We start from the raw sequence: 1,218 nt of genomic DNA, 5'->3' as shown, positions 1-1,218 counted from the left end.
GATCGGTTTTTTCAGCCGCCTCCATCCGAGGAGGTATTTATACATCGCCGATCCCGTCGGGCCAGGGTTTATAAACGAGCGCCCGCCTCGACGGCGTATGCTACGGAGCTTCGAGGGACACGAACCGGATATTCACGAGGACGCCTACGTCGACCCGAGTTCGGTCGTTATCGGCGACGTGACAATCGGGGCCGACGCGAGCGTCTGGCCCAACGTGACGCTACGCGGGGACCACGGGCCGATCACGGTCGCGGAAGGCGCGAACGTTCAGGACAACGCGGTCCTCCACGAGGGGGCCGAGATCGGCCCCTACGCGACCGTCGGCCACACCGCGATCGTCCACGCCGCCGAGGTGCGGTCCCGGGCGCTCGTCGGGATGGGCGCGACCGTCCTCGATCGGTCGGTCCTCGGCGAGCGGGCGATGGTCGGAGCCAACAGCGTAGTCACCGAGGACACGGAAATCGAAGCCGACACGCTGTACGCCGGCGTTCCGGTCGAATTTATAAAAGAGGTCGAGGACTCGCCGTGGGCTAGCGCCGGCGACCGCTACGTCGAGCTGTCGCGGCGGCACGCCGAGGGCTCCGAGCGGATCGAGGGAGCCGAACGGCCGAGTCGTTCCGACCGGCCCGAACGGGGCGGTGCCGACCGCCCTGAGTAGCCGGCCGCCGCGGCGCGGCGGTCCATCGGGGTTTTGTAGCCCCGCGTCGAACCCCGGACAATGAAACGGGGCATCCTCGATACGATCGGGTCACCGCTGGTACAACTCGAATCGCCGCCCGGCTCCGTCGTTGTCGCCAAACTCGAATCGAAGAACCCCGGCGGGTCGGCGAAGGACCGCCCGGCGTTGGCGATGGTCGAAGCCGCCGAGGCGGCCGGCGACCTCGACCTCTCGCGGTTTTGCACCGCCGGCCGCCCCGGTAGCGCCCGGTAGCGCCCGCGAGATTCAAGTCGATGGGGTCGGTACAGCCCATCGTGGCAGTCTCGTTCGATCTCTTCGGTACGCTCGTCGTCGCCGAGACGCCCGACGATCCCGCGGCCGCGGTCGCCGAGGCGCTCGCCGAGCGTGGCGTGTCTGTGCCGCCGGACTTCGGGGACGCCTACCGCGAAGTCCACGTCGACGCGCCGGTGGGCGCGGAGGTCCCGCTCCCGGCCCACGTCGCCGCGGCGCTGGCCTCACGGGGCGTCGACGCGCCGAACAACGCCGCCCGCCGGGCGGTC

Annotated in this window: 1 protein-coding gene and 2 pseudogenes; all 3 read left to right on the top strand. The window is 69.9% G+C overall.

Annotated features, from left to right (window positions below; all coding sequences use genetic code 11):
* Nucleotides 1–97: 97 nt before the first annotated feature.
* Entirely contained in the window at nt 98–658 is a 561-nt protein-coding gene (locus DP106_RS15165; RefSeq protein WP_015410045.1) for a gamma carbonic anhydrase family protein, read from the top strand.
* A gap of 60 nt (nt 659–718) precedes the next feature.
* Nucleotides 719–883 (top strand): annotated as a pseudogene (locus DP106_RS15160) (PLP-dependent cysteine synthase family protein); the annotation flags it as partial.
* 89 nt (nt 884–972) lie between these two features.
* Nucleotides 973–1,218 (top strand): annotated as a pseudogene (locus tag DP106_RS15155) (HAD family hydrolase); the annotation flags it as partial.

It is taken from the genome of Halonotius pteroides (assembly GCF_003605635.1).
Lineage (GTDB): Archaea > Halobacteriota > Halobacteria > Halobacteriales > Haloferacaceae > Halonotius > Halonotius pteroides.
This window is presented reverse-complemented; position numbering and strand designations above follow the sequence as displayed.